The following is an 18,764-nucleotide window of genomic DNA, read 5'->3' as shown; positions in this document are numbered from 1 at the left end:
GCGGGGGAGTAGTTCAGTCGTCAAGGCTAGACCCCCGCCCCAGCAAATGCAGACTGCCGGGGGGCATTTCGGCGTGGTGTGCCGCGAGCCACAGACACGTCGCTCACACTGCCGGTCACACGATCTCGCACAGCAGCCGACCAGGGGAGTTCCGCAAGCATGACCAGACGCACTCGACGGGTGGGTGGGGCGGTCGCCGCCACGCTCGGGCTGGCCCTCGCGGCGACCGCGTGCAGCGGCGGCGGGTCGGACGATCCGGGCGACGCCGGCCCGACCGGCCCCGCGCAGGCCACGGACCACCCCGTCACGACGCGGGTGACCTTCGGCAAGGTCACCGGCACGCTCGCCCCGCAGGTGCGGGACCGGCTCGCGCAGCAGGTCGGCCAGGTCGTGACGCGCTGGACCGAGGCGGCGTACCTCGGCGGCGACTACCCGCGCCGCGACTTCTCCGACAGCTGGCCCGGGTTCACGGCGGGAGCGCAGCGGGAGGCGCACGGCGACCGGGCGCTGATGAGCAACGAGGACATCGGCGACCGGATCGACGGCGTCGTCCCGCACCGGAGCGTGGTCCGTCTCGACGTGCTCGCGGTGAAGAAGCACCCGGTCGGGATCACCGCGCACGTCTTCCTCGGCTTCGGCACCACCGGGGACCTGGAGAAGGAGGTGCGGGTGAAGGGCCGGCTGTTCCTCACCCCCACCGACGGTGGCTGGAAGGTCTTCGGCTACGACATGACGAAGGGGGCCGTGTGATGCGGCGCAGGATCCTCCGGACCGCGACGATCGGCCTGGTGCTGGCGATCGCGGCCCTGGTCGTGCCGGACTCCGCGGTGAAGAGCACCGAGGTCGCGCTGGTGAAGGTCGACCGGGCCAACGGCGTCGACCTGACCCCCGACGTGGTCTGGATCCTGGCGGTGGGCTCGGACGCCCGTCCCGGCGAGGACATGACCCGCAGCCGCGGCGACGCGCTCCAGCTGGTCGGGATGGACACGAGGACCGGCGCAGCCACCGCCATCGGCGTGCCCCGCGACTCGTGGGTGCCGATCCCGGGGCACGGCTACGACAAGATCAACGCGTCGCTGTACTTCGGCGGCCCGCAGCTGCTCGGGCAGACCGTCGGGAACCTGGTCGGCATCCAGCCCGACTACGTCTTCATCAGCCGGTTCAAGTTCTTCCAGGCGATGATCAAGGACATCGGCGGCATCGAGGTCGACAACCCGGTCGCGTTCGACGACACCTACCTCAAGCCGCAGGGCTTCCCGCAGGGGAAGATCCACCTCGGCGGGTACGACGCGATGGCGTTCTCACGCATCCGGCACAACCTGCTGCGCGGCGACTTCGACCGATCGGCCAACCAGCAGCGGGTGCTGCGCGGCATCCAGGCGAAGGTGCGCGCCCGGGCCGACGTCCCGGGCTTCATCGAGAAGGGTGTGCTGTCGGTGATGGCGCACCTCTCCACGAACCTCCCGCCCGCCGAGCTCTTCCGGCTCGCCCAGGCGATGGCCCAGGTCGAGCCGAGGAAGATCACCAGCTGCGTGGTCCAGGGCGGCATCGGCAACATCGGCGGCGCCAGCGTCGTCCTGCCGTACGTCGACATGGCCCGCCGGCTCGGCAACGAGGCCCGGAACGACGCGACGATCGAGCACTGCTGACCCGAGAGTCGGCAGTGCCCGATCGTCGTGGGTCGGGCGACCTCGTCAGTTCGGGCTGATGTGGGCGCCCGCCCAGGCGAGGTCGAGGATCGCGCCGTTCGGCATCAGGTCCGGGAGCGTGAGGACCAGGGCCCGGCTCTCGACGCCGGTCCAGTTGTTCCGGCTCTTCACGCGGTACTCCAGGAAGTTGCCGTTGCCCAGGTCGACGATCTGGCCGGCCCTGGTCGGGACCGCGACCTTCTCGCCGTTCAGCGTGATGCTGTCGATCCCGGTCCGGACCGTGCGCCGCACCTTGGTGGTGTCGGCGGCCTTCGCGAGGTCGACCCGGGAGATGACGCCGTCGATGACCAGGCCGATGCTCGGGATGTCCAGCGAGCCGATCCTCGTGGAGACGAAGCCGCTGGCCGAGCCGTTGGGCCGCTGGACGCCCTTCAACGCGTACTTCACGCCGGTGAGGGTGGCCAGGCCACCGAGCACACGCACGTCGGCGATGTGGTGCCGCTGGACCTTGCCGTCGCTGCCCGAGCAGGGGAGCGCCTGCTCCTCGAGGCCGCCGAGGCTGACCAGGTCGTTGCTGCCCAGCAGGGTCATGCCCATCGCGCGGGACTGGAAGACGCCGGCCGGGACCGGCTCGTAGACCGCGGTGCGCGCGCGACCGAGGGTGATCTCGCTCGGGTGGCCGGTCGCGGTGACGGTCAGGCGCAGCGCGTAGGTCTGCGAGGACGCCGAGTGGGCGGTGGTCTTGCCGGACTTCACGCCGGCGAGGCCGATGCTGCCCAGGCCCGGGATGTCGATGGTGTTGCCGGTGACCGAGCTGAGCAGGTCGATGACCTGGGTGACCAGGTCGGCCGAGTTCTCGCTGATCAGGTCGAGCAGGTCCTGGAGCTCCTGGGGGATCTCCTCGGGCAGGTTGCCGATCGAGAGACCGTCGAAGGAGAAGCTCTCCTGGTGGTCGAACGTGCCGTCGGCCTTGCGGAAGGCGTCGGCGACCGAGGTGAGCCCGGTCAGCTTCAGGGTCGGGGTCTGCTGGCCCTGGAACTCGCCGCCGAGCTCGAGGTCGCCGATGTTGCTGACGCCGCGGACGCCGTGCACGCCGTCCTTGCGGTAGGTCTTCGAGTACGACGTGGCGAGGCCGCCGGCGACCAGCGGGATGCCCAGGTCGCTGATCTCGGTGCCCTTGGTGACCTCGCGGCCGGCGTACCGGGTGCAGCGCTGCTGGGCGAACGCGGTCTTGGCGTTGCGGACCTCCACGCCGTCGAGCAGCACCTTGGTGCCGTAGACGGTCGCCTTGTAGCCGAGGTCGGTCTTGACGGGGGCGCCGGCACGCGCGGCGGGCCGGCTCGAGTGGTGGGCCGCGTCCGCGGCGGACGTGGTGGCGAGGGTACCGGCGAGACCGGCGGCGCAGACCGAGACGGTCGCGACAGCCCTACGGAGGGACGACGTGTTCACAACGGTTCCTGCTCTTTCCAATGCCGGAGCCGCTGGCGTCCCTCCCCGTCAGCCGCGGCTGCTGCTGAATCCCATGCTGTGGCGTCGATTGTGTGGAGCGAACCGGCAATTGGGGAGAGGTGGGCCCGAGAAACCCGAGCCGGTCTTGACCTCTCGTGCCCATTTCGGGCGCGGCCGTAACGTCCGGTCTGAACCGGCGTTTACCGAGAATTCTGCAACGTGTTCCAGATCACGTGAGCGATCGCTCGAGTGGGCGCCCCCGGCAGGATTCGAACCTGCGGCACCTGGTACCGGAAACCAGTGCTCTATCCCCTGAGCTACGGAGGCATCGCCCCGCGGTGCGGGACTGCCAGAACCCTACAACCGAGTCGCGGGCGGCGTGCAATCGGCCGACCGTTCCGCCGCCGACGTCCCATCACCGATATCGGTGCGAGCCCGCGTCCGGTGCGCCGATACCCTTGGCCGGTGACTCCCGAGCAGCTCTCCTCCGCGATCGTCGACGTGCTGACGACGCTGTCCACCGAGGGTGCGATCACCCTGCCGGACGGCGTCCCGACGACGGTGACGGTGGAGCGGCCGCGACAGAAGGGCCATGGCGACTACGCGACCAACGTGGCCCTGCAGCTGGCCAAGACGGCCGGGATGAACCCGCGGGACTTCGCGACGCTCGTCCAGCAGCGGCTCGAGCAGGTCGACGGGGTCGCGGGCGTCGACATCGCCGGGCCGGGGTTCCTCAACATCACGGTGTCGGCCGACGCCCAGGGCGTGGTCGCGGCCCAGATCGTCGACGCCGGGGCCGCGTACGGCCACACGCAGACGCTGGACGGCGAGAAGATCGACGTGGAGTTCATCTCCGCGAACCCGACCGGCCCGCTGCACCTCGGCCACACCCGCTGGGCGGTCGTCGGCGACGCGATCGCCCGGGTGCTCGAGGCGGCGGGGGCGCACGTGACCCGCGAGTTCTACATCAACGACCGCGGCAACCAGATGAACCTGTTCGGCGCCTCGATCGAGGCCGCCGCGCTCGGCCGGCCGACCCCGGAGGACGGGTACCACGGCGACTACATCACCGACCTGGCCCGGGAGATCGTGGCCGAGGACCCGACGATCCTCGACCTGCCCGAGGGGGAGCGGCAGGTCACGTTCCGGGAGAAGGGGTACGCGCTCCAGCTCGCCGACCAGCAGCGGCAGCTCGAGCGCTTCAACACCCACTTCGACGTGTGGTTCTCCGAGCGCAGCCTGCACGACAGCGACGACGTCGCGAGCGGGCTCGAGAAGCTGCGGTCGCAGGGCCACCTCTTCGAGGCCGACGGCGCGCTGTGGATGCGCACCACCGACTTCGGCGACGACAGGGACCGGGTGCTGATCCGGTCCAACGGCGAGCTGACCTACTTCGCGAGCGACACGGCGTACTACGTCAACAAGCGCCAGCGCGGCTTCGACCGCTGCATCTACCTGCTCGGTGCCGACCACCACGGGTACGTCGGCCGGCTCCGGGCGATGGCGGCCTGTGCCGGCGACGACCCGGACCGCAACATCGAGGTGCTGATCGGGCAGCTGGTGAAGATCGTGCGCGGGGGCGAGGAGGTCCGGCTCTCGAAGCGCGCCGGCGACATCGTGTCGCTCGAGGAGCTGATCGACGAGATCGGCACCGACGCGCTGCGGTACTCCCTCGCGCGCTACCCCGCGGACTCACCGCTGGTCCTCGACATCGCCGAGATCACCAAGCAGTCCAGCGACAACCCGGTCTTCTACGTGCAGTACGCCCACGCCCGGATCGCCTCGATCCTGCGCAACGCCACCGAGCTCGGCGTCGCGTTCTCGACGTCGGACTTCGACCCGGCGCTGCTGTCCCACGAGAAGGAGGGGGAGCTGCTGCGGTCGCTGGCGGAGTTCCCGCGCGTGGTGGCCGCCGCTGCCGAGCTGCGCGAGCCGCACCGGATCGCCCGCTACCTCGAGGACATGGCCGGGGTCTACCACCGGTTCTACGACAACTGCCGGGTGCTGCCGATGGGCGACGAGGAGACCACCGACCTGCACCGGGCCCGCCTGGTCCTGGTGGCCGCGACGCGGACCGTGCTCGCCAACGGCCTCGGCCTGCTCGGCGTCTCGGCGCCCGAGCGGATGTGATCCGCGCATGAGCACGACGCACGAGGCCGGGTGGGCGCACGCCTCCGGCGCCCTGCGCGGCCCGGCCTGGCTGCGCCAGCCCAGCGACCCGAACGCGCTGGTCGCGCACCTGTGGTCCCAGACCGCGCACAAGGTCGCCGGTGAGCTGCACGTCGGGGGGCTGGCCGTCCCCGAGCTGGTGGCGAACGTGAACACCCCCGCGTACGTCCTCGACGAGGCCGACTTCCGGGCCCGGGCGCGGGCGTTCCGCGACGCGTTCGCGGAGTACGACGTCTTCTACGCCGGCAAGGCGTTCCTGTGCACCGCGGTCGCGCGGTGGGTGCAGGAGGAGGGGCTCAGCCTCGACGTCTGCTCCGACGGCGAGCTGACCGTCGCCCTGCGGGCCGGGTTCGACCCCGCCCGCATCGGCTACCACGGCAACAACAAGTCGCAGATCGAGCTGCGCCGGGCGGTGGCCGAGGGCGTCGGCCGGATCATCGTCGACTCGTTCGACGAGATCGCCCGGCTCGAGTCGGTCACCGCGGAGTCCGGGACGACCGCCCGGGTGATGATCCGCGTGACCGCCGGCGTCGAGGCCCACACCCACGAGTACATCGCCACCGCGCACGAGGACCAGAAGTTCGGCTTCTCGATCACCTCCGGCGACGCGTTCGAGGCGGTCCGCCGGGTGCAGGCCGCTCCCGGCATCGAGCTGCTCGGGCTGCACTCGCACATCGGCAGCCAGATCTTCGACTCGTCCGGGTTCGAGGTGGCCGCCCGCCGGGTGCTCGCCCTCCAGGCGCGGGTCTCCGAGGAGCTCGGCGTGACGCTGCCGGAGATGGACCTCGGCGGTGGCTTCGGCATCGCGTACACGACCCAGGACGACCCCTCGGACCCCGCGCAGCTGGCGACCGAGATGAGCAAGATCGTCGAGCACGAGTGCCGCGCGCTCGGCATCCCCGAGCCGCGCCTGTCGATCGAGCCCGGGCGCGCGATCGTCGGCCCGGCGATGTGCACGGTCTACACGGTCGGCACCGTGAAGCGGGTCGAGCTGGACGGCGGCGCGGTGCGCACGTACGTCTCCGTCGACGGCGGGATGAGCGACAACATCCGCACCGCGCTGTACGACGCCGACTACTCCTGCACGATCGCCTCGCGGGCCTCGGACGCGCCTCCGGTGCTGGCGCGCGTGGTCGGCAAGCACTGCGAGGCGGGCGACGTCGTGGTGAAGGACGAGTTCCTGCCGGGCGACATCCGGCCGGGCGACCTCGTCGCGGTGCCCGGCACCGGGGCGTACTGCCGCTCGATGGCCTCCAACTACAACCACGCGCTGCGCCCCCCGGTGGTCGCGGTGCGGGACGGGGTCGCGCGGGTGGTCGTCCGCCGCGAGACTGTGGACGACCTGTTGGCGACGGACATGGGTGATCAGTAGTGGAGAGCGACAAGGCCCTCAAGGTGGCCGTGCTGGGCTGCGGTTCGGTGGGCTCGCAGGTGGTGCGGCTGCTCGGTGAGCAGGCCGGCGACCTGGCGGCCCGCATCGGCGCCCCGGTCGAGCTGGTGGGCGTCGCCGTACGGCGCCTCGACGCCGCGCGCGACGTGGAGGTGCCCGAGGGGCTGCTCACCACGGACGCGATGGGCCTGGTCACGCGGGACGACGTCGACCTCGTGGTCGAGGTGATCGGCGGCATCGAGCCGGCCCGGTCGCTGATCCTCGCCGCGCTCGAGAACGGCGCCTCGGTCGTGACCGCCAACAAGGCGCTGCTCGCCGAGGACGGGCCCACGTTGTTCGAGGCCGCCGAGAAGGCCGGCCGCGACCTCTACTACGAGGCGGCCGTCGCCGGTGCGATCCCGATCCTGCGCCCGCTGCGCGAGTCGCTGGCCGGCGACAAGGTCACCCGGGTGCTCGGCATCGTCAACGGCACCACGAACTTCATCCTCGACAAGATGGACACCACCGGAGCCGGCTTCGCCGAGGCGCTGGAGGAGGCCCAGGAGCTCGGGTACGCCGAGGCCGACCCGACCGCGGACGTCGAGGGCTTCGACGCGGCCGCGAAGGCGGCGATCCTGGCCTCGCTTGCCTTCCACTCGCGGGTGACCGCCGCCGACGTCCACCGTGAGGGCATCACCGAGGTGACCGCGGCCGACGTGCAGTCGGCCGTGGAGATGGACAGCGTCGTGAAGCTGCTGGCGATCTGCGAGCTGCGGACCGACGAGAACGGGCAGGGCGCCGTCGCCGTCCGCGTGCACCCCGCGATGATCCCGCGGTCCCACCCGCTGGCGTCGGTCCGCGAGGCCTACAACGCGGTGTTCGTGGAGTCCGAGGCCGCCGGCCAGCTGATGTTCTACGGGCCCGGCGCCGGCGGCTCGCCGACCGCGTCCGCCGTGCTCGGCGACCTGGTGACGGTCGCCCGCAACCGGCTGGCGGGCACCCGCGGCGCCGGTGAGTCGGCGTACGCCGACCGGGCGGTCCTGCCGATGGGCGAGACCGTCACGCGCTACCACGTCGCGATCGACGTCGACGACCGCGCGGGCGTGCTCGCCGCGGTCGCGACGGCCTTCGCCGAGAACGGCGTCTCGATCCAGACGGTGCGCCAGGAGGGCCGCGGGCTCGACGCGCAGCTGGTGGTCGTCTCGCACGAGTCGACCGACGCGCAGCTCAGCGCGACCGTCGAGCACCTGCGCGGCATGGACATCGTCCGCGAGGTCACCTCGGTGATGCGCGTCGAAGGAGTGTCGGAGTGAAGACCGGAGACATCACCCGGACCCACCAGTGGCGGGGCGTGATCGAGGAGTACCGCGACCTGCTGCAGATCCCCGAGGGGACCCCGGCGGTCACGCTCCGCGAGGGCGGGACCCCGCTGGTCTTCTCCGAGTGGCTCTCCGGCCTCACCGGCGCCGAGGTGTGGCTCAAGGTCGAGGGCGACAACCCCACCGGCTCGTTCAAGGACCGCGGCATGACCGCCGCGATCTCGGTCGCCAAGCACGAGGGCGCGGCCGCGGTCGTCTGCGCCTCGACCGGCAACACCTCCGCCTCGATGGCGGCGTACGCCGCGAAGGCCGGCCTCAAGCCGCTGGTGCTGGTGCCCGAGGGCAAGATCGCCGCGGGGAAGATGGCGCAGGCGATCCTGCACGGCGCCCAGGTGATCATGGTGCGCGGCAACTTCGACGACTGCCTGGCGATGGCCAAGGGCCTCGCCTGGGACTACCCGGTCGCGCTGGTCAACTCCGTGAACCCGGTTCGCCTCGAGGGACAGAAGAGCGCGGCCTTCGAGATCGTCGACTTCCTCGGCGACGCCCCCGACTACCACCTCCTGCCGGTCGGGAACGCCGGCAACATCTCGGCGTACTGGCTGGGCTACACGCAGTACGCCGACTGGGGGATGGCGACGAGGAGGCCGGTGCTGCGCGGGTTCCAGGCGGAGGGCGCGGCGCCGCTGGTGACCGGCGAGCCGTTCCCCGACCCGGAGACCCGGGCGACCGCGATCCGGATCGGCAACCCCGCGTCGTGGAAGCTCGCCGAGGCGGCGCGGGACGAGTCCGGTGGCCGCTTCGCCTCCGTCAGCGACGGCCAGATCCTGGCCGCGCAGCGGGAGCTCGCGGCCCGGGACGGCGTCTTCGTCGAGCCGGCCTCCGCGGCCGGCGTGGCGGGGCTGCTGCAGGAGCTGGCGGGCGGCGAGTCCTACCGCGGCGCGACGGTCGCGATCACCGTGACCGGCCACGGCCTGAAGGACACCGTGACCGCGCTCGAGGGCTTCACCGAGAGCGGCGGCACGATCGTCGACACGGTCGTGGACGCCGACGTCGTCGCCGCCGCCGAGGCCGCCGGGCTGGCGTGAGCGCCGCATGACGACGTTCGTCGAGGGCCCCGTCCGCGTCTCGGTCCCGGCCACCTCCGCGAACCTCGGCCCGGGCTTCGACTCCCTCGGACTCGCGCTCTCGATGCGCGACGAGCTGGAGGCCGAGGTGACCGGCTCGGGGCTCGAGGTCGTGGTGACGGGCTCGGGGGAGGGGGACGTGCCCCTGGACGAGTCGCACCTCGTGGTGCGCTCGATGCGCGCGGCCTTCGGCCTCGCCGGCGTGCAGCCGCCCGGCTTGCGGCTCTCGTGCACCAACGTCATCCCGCACGCCCGCGGGCTCGGGTCCTCGTCCGCCGCGATCGTGGCCGGGGTCGTGCTGGCCCGGGGCCTGGTCGCGGGCGGCTCGCTGCTCGTCGACGACGACGCCCTGTTCCGGCTCGCCGCGCGGATCGAGGGCCATCCCGACAACGTGGCGCCGGCGTTCTACGGCGGCTTCGTGATCTCGGGCCGCGACCCCGGCGAGGGGGACTTCTACGCCGTGCGCTCGTCGGTCGACCCGCGCATCGAGGCCGTGGTGCTGGTCCCGCCGACGCCGGTGTCGACCGAGGTCGCACGGGGGCTGCTCCCCGCCGAGGTGCCGCACGCGGCCGCGGCGGCGAACGCCGGCCGGGCGGCTCTTCTGGTCGCGGCCCTCGCCGGCCAGCCCGAGCAGCTGCTGCGCGGGACCCGCGACTACCTGCACCAGGACTACCGGCGCCCCGCGATGCCCGAGTCGCTGGCGCTGGTCGACGCGCTGCGCGCCGACGGCGTACCGGCGATCGTGTCGGGCGCCGGGCCCACCGTGCTCGCCTTCGCCGACGCGCCCGGGGCGGCCGGGCTGCTCGCCCGCCGCCCGGACGGCTGGGCGGCCCACCACCTGACGATCGACAGGGACGGCGCGCGGATCGTGTAGCGGATGCCACACCGCGCGAGGAGCGGGTGTATCTTGGGCACGCGCCCGAGATCTCGGAGCGCCCACCTCCTCGTCCACGCGCGGCACCGCCGCGCACCCGTGGCTGCCCTTCTCTCGCGCAGCCCGGAGGCCGCGGGGGCGACGAACCCGACGCCGCCGGCCCGAGGCCGGATCGGCACTGATACGTGGGAAGGACCTCACGTGACGGAAACCATCGAAGCCACCACCGCCGCCGGCGAGAAGCCGGCGAAGAAGCGCGGTGGCGGGCTCAACTCCATGCTGCTGGCCGACCTGAAGTCGATGGCCGCGGGCATGGGGATCCCGGGTGCGGGGTCGATGAAGAAGGCCCAGCTGGTCGAGGCGATCAAGGCCCACCAGTCCGGAGGCGTCCGGTCGTCCGAGCAGAAGCCGGAGCAGCAGCCCGAGCAGCAGCCCGAGCGGAAGTCCGAGCAGCGGGACCAGCGCGAACAGCGCGACCAGGGTCGCGACGAGCCGGCCTCGACCCGCCCGGACCAGAAGCAGGACCAGAAGCAGGACCGGCGGGACGGCCGCGACCAGCAGCGGAACCGGCAGCAGGACCAGAAGCAGGACCAGAAGCAGGACCAGCAGGACCGGCGGGACCGGCAGGAGCGCCAGCAGGGCCAGGGCGGGCAGCAGGGTGGCCACCAGGGCCGGAACCAGGACCGCAGCCAGGGCCAGGACCGTGCCCAGGACCGGAGCCAGAACCGCACCCAGGACCGCACCCAGGACCGCACCCAGGACCGCACCCAGGACCGCACCCAGGACCGGAGTCAGGACCGCGCCGAGGACCAGGACCGCCACCAGGGCGACCACGCGGACCAGGGCGAGGACGGCCAGGGCAGCCGCCGCAACCGGCGGCGCCGGGGCCGCGACCGCGACCGGCCCGGCGGCCGCAACGAGCCCGACACCACGATCCTCGAGGACGACGTGCTGGTCCCGGCGGCCGGCATCCTCGACGTGCTGGACAACTACGCCTTCGTCCGCACCAGCGGGTACCTGCCGGGCAGCGAGGACGTGTACGTCTCGCTGTCGATGGTCCGCAAGTACGGCCTGCGCCGCGGTGACGCCATCGTCGGCCAGGTGCGCCAGCCCCGCGAGGGCGAGCGCAAGGAGAAGTTCAACCCGATGGTCCGCATCGACAGCGTCAACGGCGCTGATCCCGAGGCGGCCAAGAGCCGGGTGGACTTCTCCAAGCTCGTCCCGCTCTACCCCTCGGAGCGCCTGCGCCTGGAGACGACCCCGGACAACCTGATCGGCCGGGTCATCGACATCGCCGCCCCGATCGGGAAGGGCCAGCGCGGGCTGATCGTCTCGCCCGCGAAGGCCGGCAAGACGATGATCATGCAGTCGATCGCGAACTCGATCACGACCAACAACCCCGAGGTCCACCTCATGGTCGTGCTGGTCGACGAGCGCCCGGAGGAGGTCACCGACTTCCAGCGCTCGGTCAAGGGCGAGGTCATCTCCTCGACGTTCGACCGCCCGGCGAGCGACCACACCATGGTCGCCGAGCTCGCCATCGAGCGGGCCAAGCGCCTGGTGGAGCTGGGCCACGACGTGGTCGTGCTGCTCGACGGGATCACCCGCCTCGGCCGCGCGTACAACCTCGCGGCACCGGCGAGCGGGCGGATCCTGTCCGGCGGCGTGGACTCCGCGGCCCTGTACCCCCCGAAGAAGTTCTTCGGCGCGGCCCGCAACATCGAGGGCGGCGGCTCGCTGACGATCCTGGCCACCGCGCTCATCGAGAGCGGCTCGAAGATGGACGAGGTGATCTTCGAGGAGTTCAAGGGCACCGGCAACATGGAGATCCGGCTGCGCCGCGACTTCGCCGACAAGCGGCTCTTCCCGGCCATCGACGCGATCCAGTCCGGCACCCGCCGCGAGGAGCTGCTGATGAGCCCCGAGGAGCTCCAGATCGTCTGGAAGCTGCGCCGGGTGCTGTCGTCGCTGGACCACCAGCAGGCCCTCGAGCTGCTGCTCGAGCGGCTGCGGAAGTCGACGACGAACATCGAGTTCCTCATGCAGGTCCAGAAGACGACGCCGACGCCCAGCAGCGGCAGCCGCGAGGACTGACGGAACCGAGACGGTAAAGGGTCGTTCTCCAGGAGCGGCCCTTCTGCCTCGCTCGGCGCCGATCGGGGCTAGGCTGCGAGGCGCACACCGATCATCAGAGGGGGACGAGTGGCCCGGATCCTGGTTGCGGACGACGACGTCGACATCCGCGAGCTCGTGGAGTTCAAGCTGTCCACGCTCGGCCACGACGTCGTGGCGGTGTCCGACGGGGCGGCGGCGATCGACGCCTGCCAGGCGGAGCGGCCCGACCTGGCCGTGCTCGACGTGATGATGCCCGGGGTCTCCGGTCTCGACGCCATCCGCGCGATCCGCGCAGACCCGGCGCTCGCCGACCTCCCGGTCATCCTGCTGACGGCCCGCGCCCAGGAGTCCGACGTCGAGACCGGCTTCGACTCGGGCGCGGACGACTACATCACCAAGCCGTTCAGCCCCCGCGAGCTCGCCTCCCGCGTGCAGGCGCTGCTCACCCGTTCTGTCTGAAAAGCCGGAACCCGGTCCGGGTGCGGCGGTACCCTTCCCGAGGGGGTAAGGGGTCATGAGCGGAGGGCGTCCGGTCGCGCGACTGGTCTCGCCGGTCATCGTCCGTCTGGGCGCGATGGCGGCGGCGATGGCTGCCATCGCCGTGCTCGGCGTCGTGCTGTCCACCGCCGCGGTCAACGACCTGACCCAGGACCTCCAGCCGGCCGCGGCCGCGAACCAGAGCGTCTACCAGGACCTCACCGACATGTCCGCCGCGGTCGCGGAGTGGGGCAGCACCGGGGCGAAGGCGGCCGCGGACGACTACCAGCAGGCGCTGGTCCGGCTGCCGGCCGACGAGCAGGTGGTCCGGCAGTTCGCGCGCGGCGACAACGAGCTCGAGCTGCTGGTGGTCCGCCAGGAGCGCGCCGCGCAGGAGTGGATCGCCCGGTACGCCGCGCCGCGCATGAAGACCGACGGCGGCACCCCGGCGACCCCGCAGCAGGTGCGCCTGAGCAGCCAGCTGTTCGACTCGGTCCGCAGCGCCCACCAGGCCACCACCGAGACGTTCGACAGCCGGGTCCGCGAGTCCAGCACCGCAGCGTCGTTCCGCCTCAAGGGCACGATCCTGGCCGTGGTGCTGCTGGCCGTGGTGTTCTGGTGGTTCGTCTCCCGGTCCCGCCGCAGGCTGATGGTCGAGCTGTCCCAGCCGCTGCTGGGCCTCGAGAAGGTCGTCCAGCGGATGGCCAAGCAGGACCACGAGGTCCGGGCCGAGCTCACCGGTCCGAAGGAGGTGCGCGCGGTCGCGACCGCGCTCAACGAGTTCGCCGACGCCCAGGCCCGGGCCCGGGCGGTCGAGGGCCGGATCCAGAGCGAGCTGCGCAGCCTGGACACCGCGCGCGACGACTTCGTCTCCAACGTCTCCCACGAGCTGCGTACGCCGCTCACGACGATCGCCGGCTACCTCGAGCTGGTGGCGGACGAGTTCGAGGACCGGCTCGAGCCCCGGCACGAGCGGATGCTCGAGGCCACCCGGCGCAACGTCGCCCGGCTCAAGCAGCTGATCGACGACCTGCTCGCGCTGTCGCGCGCCGAGGGGCGCGCGGCGGACATGGAGCCGATCGACCTCGCGCTGCTGGTCCGCGAGGTGGTCACCGACATCCGGATCACCGCCGCCCGCCGCGACATCCACGTCGAGGTGGACACTCCCGAGAACGTGGTCCCGGTGCTGGCCGACCGGGCGATGCTGCACCGGGCCTTCCTCAACCTGCTCACCAATGCGGTGAAGTTCAGCCACGACGGTGGCCGGGTGGCGGTCGCGCTCCGCCGCTCCGGCGCGACGGCCGAGGTGACCATCACCGACCACGGGATCGGTATCCCGGCCGGCGAGATCGACCGTCTGGGCACCCGCTTCTTCCGGGCCTCGAACGCCGTCTACAACGAGATCGCGGGTACCGGGCTGGGCGTGCGGATCATGCAGACGATCATCGACAACCACGGCGGCGACGTCGTGATCGACTCCGTGGAGGGCGAGGGCACCACGGTCTCGGTCCGGCTCACGGTGGTGCCCGACCAGGTGCCCGGCCCGCTCCCGCACGAGCTGCTCGAGGCCGAGGAGGCGGCCGCCGCCGAGGCCGCCGCCCGGGCGGAGCCCGACCCCGACGTACCCCGGATCGTCCCCGCCTTCCCGCGCCGCCGCTGACCTCATCCGCCGAGTCGGCGCCACTGCAGGTCGGATCGACCTCGAGTCGGCGCCACTGCAGACCAGCCGCATGCATTCGCGACGAGTCGGCCCGGTGCGGGTCTGCATTCGCGCCGAGTCGGCCCGGTGCGGGTCTGCATTCGCGCCGAGTCGGCCCGGTGCGGGTCTGCATTCGCGCCGAGTCGGCCCGGTGCGGGGCTGCATTCGCGCCGAGTCGGCGGGAACATCCTCGATTACCGCGACGTTCCCTCTCATGACACAATCGTGTGCTGGCTCCGGTTCACGCCGACTCACCAGGGATGAGGCGACCCGGCGGCCGATGAGAGGACACCATGAAGAAGGACATCCACCCGGAGTACGTCGAGACCCAGGTGACCTGCACCTGCGGCGCGTCGTTCACCACCCGCAGCACTGCCACCAGCGGCACGATCCACGCCGACGTCTGCTCGCAGTGCCACCCGTTCTACACCGGCAAGCAGAAGATCCTCGACACCGGCGGCCGCGTGGCCCGCTTCGAGGCCCGCTACGCCAAGAAGGCTGCTGACGCCAAGAAGTAGCTTCCACCGAGCGCCGGCTCCTGCCCATCGGGCAGGGCCGGCGCTCGTGTCTTGTTCAGCAGCTCGTGTCCGGCAGCGCAGCGAAGGAGGGTCCGATGTTCGAAGCCGTCGAGGGCATGCTCGCGGAGCACGCCGAGCTCGAGCAGCGCCTCGCCGCGCCCGAGACGCACGCGGACGCCCGGCTGGCCAAGCAGCTCAACCAGCGGTACGCCGCGCTGTCGTCGATCATCGGCGCCTGGCGGGACTGGCAGCAGCTCGGCGACGACGTCGAGGCCGCCCGCGAGCTCGCCGCCGAGGACCCCACCTTCGCGGACGAGGCCGACGCGCTGACCGTTCGCCGGCACGACGCCGAGGAGCGGCTGCGCCGCCTGCTGGTTCCGCGCGACCCCACGGACGACAAGGACGCGATCCTGGAGGTCAAGTCCGGGGAGGGCGGCGAGGAGTCCGCGCTGTTCGCGGGCGACCTGCTGCGCATGTACACCCGGTACGCCGAGGCGCGCGGCTGGAAGGTCGAGGTCCTCGACGCCGCCGAGTCCGACCTGGGTGGCTACAAGTCGGTCACCGTCGCGGTCAAGGCGAAGGGGACGCCCGAGCCGGGCGAGGCGCCGTACGCGCTGCTGAAGTTCGAGGGCGGCGTGCACCGGGTGCAGCGCGTTCCGGTCACCGAGTCGCAGGGCCGCGTGCACACCAGCGCGGCCGGCGTGCTCGTCCTGCCGGAGGCCGAGCAGGTCGACGTGCAGGTCGACGAGAACGACCTGCGCATCGACGTCTTCCGCTCCAGCGGTCCCGGCGGGCAGAGCGTCAACACCACCGACTCGGCCGTCCGGATCACGCACCTGCCCACCGGCATCGTGGTCAGCTGCCAGAACGAGAAGTCCCAGCTGCAGAACAAGGAGCAGGCGCTCCGCATCCTGCGCTCCCGGCTGCTGCAGGCCGCCCAGGACGCCGCCGACGCCGAGGCCGGCGAGGCCCGCCGCAGCCAGGTCCGCACCGTCGACCGGTCCGAGCGGATCCGCACCTACAACTTCCCGGAGAACCGCATCTCCGACCACCGCACCGGCTACAAGGCCTACAACCTGGACCAGGTGCTCGACGGCGACCTCCAGCCGGTGCTCGACTCCTGCGTCGAGGCCGACCTCGCGTCCCGCCTCGAGGCGCTCGAGCAGTGACCCACCGCCGCGATCTGCTCACGGCCGCGACCGCGCGGTTGCGGGAGGGCGGCGTCGCGAGCCCCGAGCACGACGCCGCGGAGCTGCTCGCGCACGTCCTCGGCACCACCCGCGGACGGCTCGTGCTCGTCGAGGAGGTGGCCCGCTCGGCCGAGGAGGAGTACGCCGACCTCGTCGAGCGCCGCGCCCGCCGCGAGCCGCTCCAGCACCTGACCGGCGTGGCGTGGTTCCGCCACGTCGAGCTGGCCGTGGGTCCCGGGGTGTTCGTGCCCCGGCCCGAGACCGAGCTGCTGGCCGGCTGGGCGGTCGAGCACGCCACGGACGGCAGTGTGGTCGTCGACCTGTGCACCGGGTCCGGCGCGATCGCCAAGGCGGTCAAGGACGAGGTGCCCGGCGCCGACGTGCACGCCGTCGAGCTCAGCGAGGACGCCCTGTCCTGGGCGGAGCGCAACCTCGAGGGCACCGGCGTCGACCTGCGGCAGGGCGACCTCGCCACCGCCTTCGACGACCTCGCCGGCACGGTGGACGTCGTCACCTGCAACCCGCCGTACGTCCCGCTGGAGGCGTGGGAGTCGGTCGCACCCGAGGCGCGTGACCACGACCCGCACCTGGCGCTGTTCTCCGGCGCCGACGGGCTGGACGCGATCCGGGTGCTGGAACGGCGCGCGGCCGTGCTGCTCCAGCCCGGGGGAGTGGTCGGCTTCGAGCACGCCGACGTGCAGGGCGAGTCGGCCCCCGCGGTGTTCGCCGAGACCGGCCGGTGGGCCGACGTGCGGGACCACACGGACCTGGCAGGTCGGCCGCGCTTCACGACCGCGCGACTGGCACGATGACCTCGTGAGTGATCGCTACGCCACCGGCACCGAGGAGGAGCGCGAGGAGGCGGTCGAGGCCGCGAGCCTCGCCGTGCAGCGCGGAGAGCTCGTCGTGCTCCCGACCGACACCGTGTACGGCATCGGCGCCGATGCCTTCGACCCGGCGGCCGTCCGCGGCCTCCTGGCGGCCAAGGGCCGGGGCCGGGAGATGCCGCCGCCGGTGCTGGTCAGCGCGGTCACGACCCTCGACGCCCTGGCGGTCCGGGTGCCCGGCTACGCGCGGGCGCTCGTCGAGGCGTTCTGGCCCGGGCCGCTCACGCTCGTGTGCCACCAGCAGACCTCGCTCCAGTGGGACCTCGGGGACACCCGCGGCACGGTCGCCGTCCGGATGCCCGACCACGAGGTCGCCCGCGAGATCCTCGAGCGCACCGGCCCCCTGGCCGTGAGCTCGGCGAACAAGACCGGCATGCCGGCCGCCACCGACGCCGACCAGGCGGAGGAGATGCTCGGCGACGCGGTCGCGGTCATCGTCGACGCGGGGGAGTCCCCGGGCGGCGAGGCCTCCACGATCGTCGACTGCACCGGCCCTCAGGGCCGGGCCCTGCGGCGCGGGGCGCTCTCGCTCGAGCAGCTCAACGAGGTGCTCGAGCCGCTCGGCGCGACCATCACCGACGAGGGCTGATGAGGGAGTACCTCCTCGTCTTCCTCGTCGCCGCTGCGGCGACCTACCTGCTCACGGTGATCGCGCGGGAGATCGCGCTGCGGACCGGTGCGGTGGCGAGGGTCCGCGACCGCGACGTGCACGCCGTGCCGATCCCGTACCTCGGCGGGCTCGCGATGCTCGGCGGCCTGGTGACGGCGTACGTCGTGGCCCGCGAGCTCCCGTTCCTCTCGCAGAGCGACCCGTTCGTGTTCCGGGACGCCGGGATCGTGCTCGTGGCGGGGGCGCTGATCTGCGCCGTGGGCGTGCTCGACGACCTGTTCGAGCTGGACGCCCTCACCAAGCTCGGCGGCCAGGTGCTCGCCGCCGGCTTCCTCATCGCGTTCGGCATCCAGTACTACTTCTTCCCCGGCCCCGACGACGTGCAGTACGCGATCGACCCGGCCCAGCGGGCCCTGCTCACCGGGTTCATCGTGGTCGCCACCGTGAACGCCGTGAACTTCGTCGACGGGCTGGACGGGCTGGCCGCCGGGGTGGTGGGCATCGGGGCCGCGGCGTTCTTCGTGTACTGCTACCAGCTGTCGAGCTTCAACAACGTCACCCTGGCGACGACCGGTGCGCTGCTGAGCGCCGCGCTGGCCGGCGCCTGCGCCGGCTTCCTGCCGCACAACTTCCACCAGGCCCGGCTGTTCATGGGGGACAGCGGGTCGATGCTGATCGGCCTGGTGCTGTCCGCCAGCGCGGTGACCCTGACCGGGCAGTTCTCCGCGAGCCAGATCACCGAGGGCGCGGCCGGGTCGCAGGCGAGCCTGCTCCCGACGCTGCTGCCGCTGCTGCTGCCGATCTCGATCCTGGTCGTCCCGATCCTCGACCTGGTGCTCGCGGTCGTACGACGGACGCGCGCCGGCCGTTCGCCGTTCGCCCCGGACAAGCAGCACCTGCACCACCGGCTCCTGGAGATCGGCCACTCGCACCGCCGCGCCGTGCTGATCATGTGGATGTGGGCCGCCCTGGTCGCCTTCGGGGCGGTGCTGGTGAGCCTCTACAGCGACGAGGCCTGGATGTGGACGTCGCTCGGGGTGATGGCCGCGCTGACGGTCGGCGCGACGTTCGTGCTGCCCAAGCTGCACCGCCCGTCGGTGGCGCTGGCCGACGAGGGCTGACCCCGGGTTTCAAGGCCCCTGAGCGCTTGTGCTAGTTTTCACAAGCACCCGTGACGACCACGAGAGAACGGCCGCCGACCATGACGACCGCGACCATCCGGACCCCGATGACACCGCTGCCGAGCGACCTGGCGGGCTGTGGTAGTTTCGCGCAGTCGCCGGTTGACGATGGCTGGGCAACTTCCCGTGCC

The 18,764-nt window shown here is 72.1% G+C and carries 16 protein-coding genes and 1 tRNA gene; 15 read left to right on the top strand and 2 right to left on the bottom strand.

Translation table 11 applies throughout. From position 1 onward, the window contains the following. Nucleotides 1-159 precede the first annotated feature (159 nt). Entirely contained in the window at nt 160-750 is a 591-nt protein-coding gene (locus ABD086_RS02710) for a hypothetical protein (RefSeq protein ID WP_343905411.1), read from the top strand. Continuing rightward, on the top strand, nt 750-1,649 hold the full coding sequence (locus ABD086_RS02705) for an LCP family protein (RefSeq protein ID WP_343905409.1): 900 nt from the start codon (nt 750-752) through the stop codon (nt 1,647-1,649). The genes ABD086_RS02710 and ABD086_RS02705 overlap by 1 nt, the downstream gene beginning before the upstream one ends. A 45-nt stretch (nt 1,650-1,694) precedes the next feature. On the opposite strand, the gene ABD086_RS02700 is transcribed toward ABD086_RS02705, so the two are convergent. Both ABD086_RS02700 and ABD086_RS02695 read right to left on the bottom strand, forming a co-directional pair. Then, entirely contained in the window at nt 1,695-3,098 is a 1,404-nt protein-coding gene (locus tag ABD086_RS02700) for a hypothetical protein (RefSeq protein WP_343905408.1), read from the bottom strand. A gap of 254 nt (nt 3,099-3,352) precedes the next feature. Then, a tRNA-Arg gene (locus ABD086_RS02695) sits at nt 3,353-3,425 on the bottom strand. 138 nt (nt 3,426-3,563) lie between these two features. Here ABD086_RS02695 and argS point away from each other — a divergent pair. The 13 genes from argS (at nt 3,564) to ABD086_RS02630 (ending at nt 18,573) form a co-directional block, all read left to right on the top strand. Continuing rightward, a complete protein-coding gene (gene argS, locus ABD086_RS02690) occupies nt 3,564-5,228 on the top strand; it encodes an arginine--tRNA ligase (RefSeq protein WP_343905406.1) in 1,665 nt (554 codons plus the stop codon). Between the two features lie 7 nt (nt 5,229-5,235). Beyond that, the gene (lysA, locus tag ABD086_RS02685) at nt 5,236-6,639 is read left to right on the top strand and encodes a diaminopimelate decarboxylase (protein ID WP_343905404.1); all 1,404 of its coding nucleotides are present in this window, start codon (nt 5,236-5,238) and stop codon (nt 6,637-6,639) included. Continuing rightward, nucleotides 6,639-7,949: a homoserine dehydrogenase gene (locus ABD086_RS02680; RefSeq protein ID WP_343905402.1), complete on the top strand. Its 1,311-nt coding sequence runs from the start codon at nt 6,639-6,641 to the stop codon at nt 7,947-7,949. The genes lysA and ABD086_RS02680 overlap by 1 nt, the downstream gene beginning before the upstream one ends. 11 nt (nt 7,950-7,960) lie before the next feature. After that, nucleotides 7,961-9,043: a threonine synthase gene (thrC, locus tag ABD086_RS02675; protein ID WP_425571545.1), complete on the top strand. Its 1,083-nt coding sequence runs from the start codon at nt 7,961-7,963 to the stop codon at nt 9,041-9,043. A gap of 7 nt (nt 9,044-9,050) precedes the next feature. Beyond that, nucleotides 9,051-9,956, top strand: a complete 906-nt coding sequence (thrB, locus tag ABD086_RS02670; RefSeq protein ID WP_343905398.1) for a homoserine kinase — start codon at nt 9,051-9,053, stop codon at nt 9,954-9,956. Between the two features lie 276 nt (nt 9,957-10,232). Then, nucleotides 10,233-12,050, top strand: a complete 1,818-nt coding sequence (gene rho, locus ABD086_RS02665; RefSeq protein ID WP_343906442.1) for a transcription termination factor Rho — start codon at nt 10,233-10,235, stop codon at nt 12,048-12,050. A 108-nt stretch (nt 12,051-12,158) separates the two neighbouring features. Continuing rightward, nucleotides 12,159-12,530 carry a response regulator transcription factor gene (locus ABD086_RS02660; protein WP_343905396.1) on the top strand — a complete coding sequence of 124 codons (372 nt, stop codon included), beginning with the start codon at nt 12,159-12,161 and terminating at the stop codon, nt 12,528-12,530. A gap of 55 nt (nt 12,531-12,585) precedes the next feature. Further along, a complete protein-coding gene (locus tag ABD086_RS02655; RefSeq protein ID WP_343905394.1) occupies nt 12,586-14,208 on the top strand; it encodes a sensor histidine kinase in 1,623 nt (540 codons plus the stop codon). A 332-nt stretch (nt 14,209-14,540) separates the two neighbouring features. Continuing rightward, nucleotides 14,541-14,765 (top strand): 50S ribosomal protein L31, encoded by a 225-nt coding sequence (gene rpmE, locus ABD086_RS02650; RefSeq protein WP_343905392.1) that lies wholly within the window; start codon nt 14,541-14,543, stop codon nt 14,763-14,765. Nucleotides 14,766-14,860: 95 nt separating this feature from the next. Continuing rightward, nucleotides 14,861-15,934, top strand: a complete 1,074-nt coding sequence (prfA, locus tag ABD086_RS02645) for a peptide chain release factor 1 (RefSeq protein WP_343905391.1) — start codon at nt 14,861-14,863, stop codon at nt 15,932-15,934. Then, the gene (prmC, locus tag ABD086_RS02640; protein WP_343905389.1) at nt 15,931-16,767 is read left to right on the top strand and encodes a peptide chain release factor N(5)-glutamine methyltransferase; all 837 of its coding nucleotides are present in this window, start codon (nt 15,931-15,933) and stop codon (nt 16,765-16,767) included. Before prfA ends, prmC begins: the two co-directional genes overlap by 4 nt. Before the next feature lie 4 nt (nt 16,768-16,771). Next, on the top strand, nt 16,772-17,431 hold the full coding sequence (locus ABD086_RS02635) for an L-threonylcarbamoyladenylate synthase (RefSeq protein WP_343905387.1): 660 nt from the start codon (nt 16,772-16,774) through the stop codon (nt 17,429-17,431). Further along, entirely contained in the window at nt 17,431-18,573 is a 1,143-nt protein-coding gene (locus tag ABD086_RS02630) for a glycosyltransferase family 4 protein (RefSeq protein WP_343905385.1), read from the top strand. The genes ABD086_RS02635 and ABD086_RS02630 overlap by 1 nt, the downstream gene beginning before the upstream one ends. Nucleotides 18,574-18,764: the final 191 nt, after the last annotated feature.

The organism is Nocardioides aquiterrae (assembly GCF_039526625.1).
Taxonomy (GTDB): Bacteria; Actinomycetota; Actinomycetes; order Propionibacteriales; family Nocardioidaceae; genus Nocardioides; species Nocardioides aquiterrae.
Note: the sequence above shows the minus strand (reverse complement) of the source record. Positions and strands in the feature narration are given on the sequence as shown.

Coding starts and splice junctions, on each gene's coding strand:
- ABD086_RS02710 (WP_343905411.1), top strand. CDS start 160: ATGACCAGACGCACTCGACGGGTGGGTGGGGCGGTCGCCGCCACGCTC.
- ABD086_RS02705 (WP_343905409.1), top strand. CDS start 750: ATGCGGCGCAGGATCCTCCGGACCGCGACGATCGGCCTGGTGCTGGCG.
- lysA (WP_343905404.1), top strand. CDS start 5,236: ATGAGCACGACGCACGAGGCCGGGTGGGCGCACGCCTCCGGCGCCCTG.
- thrB (WP_343905398.1), top strand. CDS start 9,051: ATGACGACGTTCGTCGAGGGCCCCGTCCGCGTCTCGGTCCCGGCCACC.
- rho (WP_343906442.1), top strand. CDS start 10,233: ATGCTGCTGGCCGACCTGAAGTCGATGGCCGCGGGCATGGGGATCCCG.
- ABD086_RS02655 (WP_343905394.1), top strand. CDS start 12,586: ATGAGCGGAGGGCGTCCGGTCGCGCGACTGGTCTCGCCGGTCATCGTC.
- rpmE (WP_343905392.1), top strand. CDS start 14,541: ATGAAGAAGGACATCCACCCGGAGTACGTCGAGACCCAGGTGACCTGC.
- prfA (WP_343905391.1), top strand. CDS start 14,861: ATGTTCGAAGCCGTCGAGGGCATGCTCGCGGAGCACGCCGAGCTCGAG.
- ABD086_RS02630 (WP_343905385.1), top strand. CDS start 17,431: ATGAGGGAGTACCTCCTCGTCTTCCTCGTCGCCGCTGCGGCGACCTAC.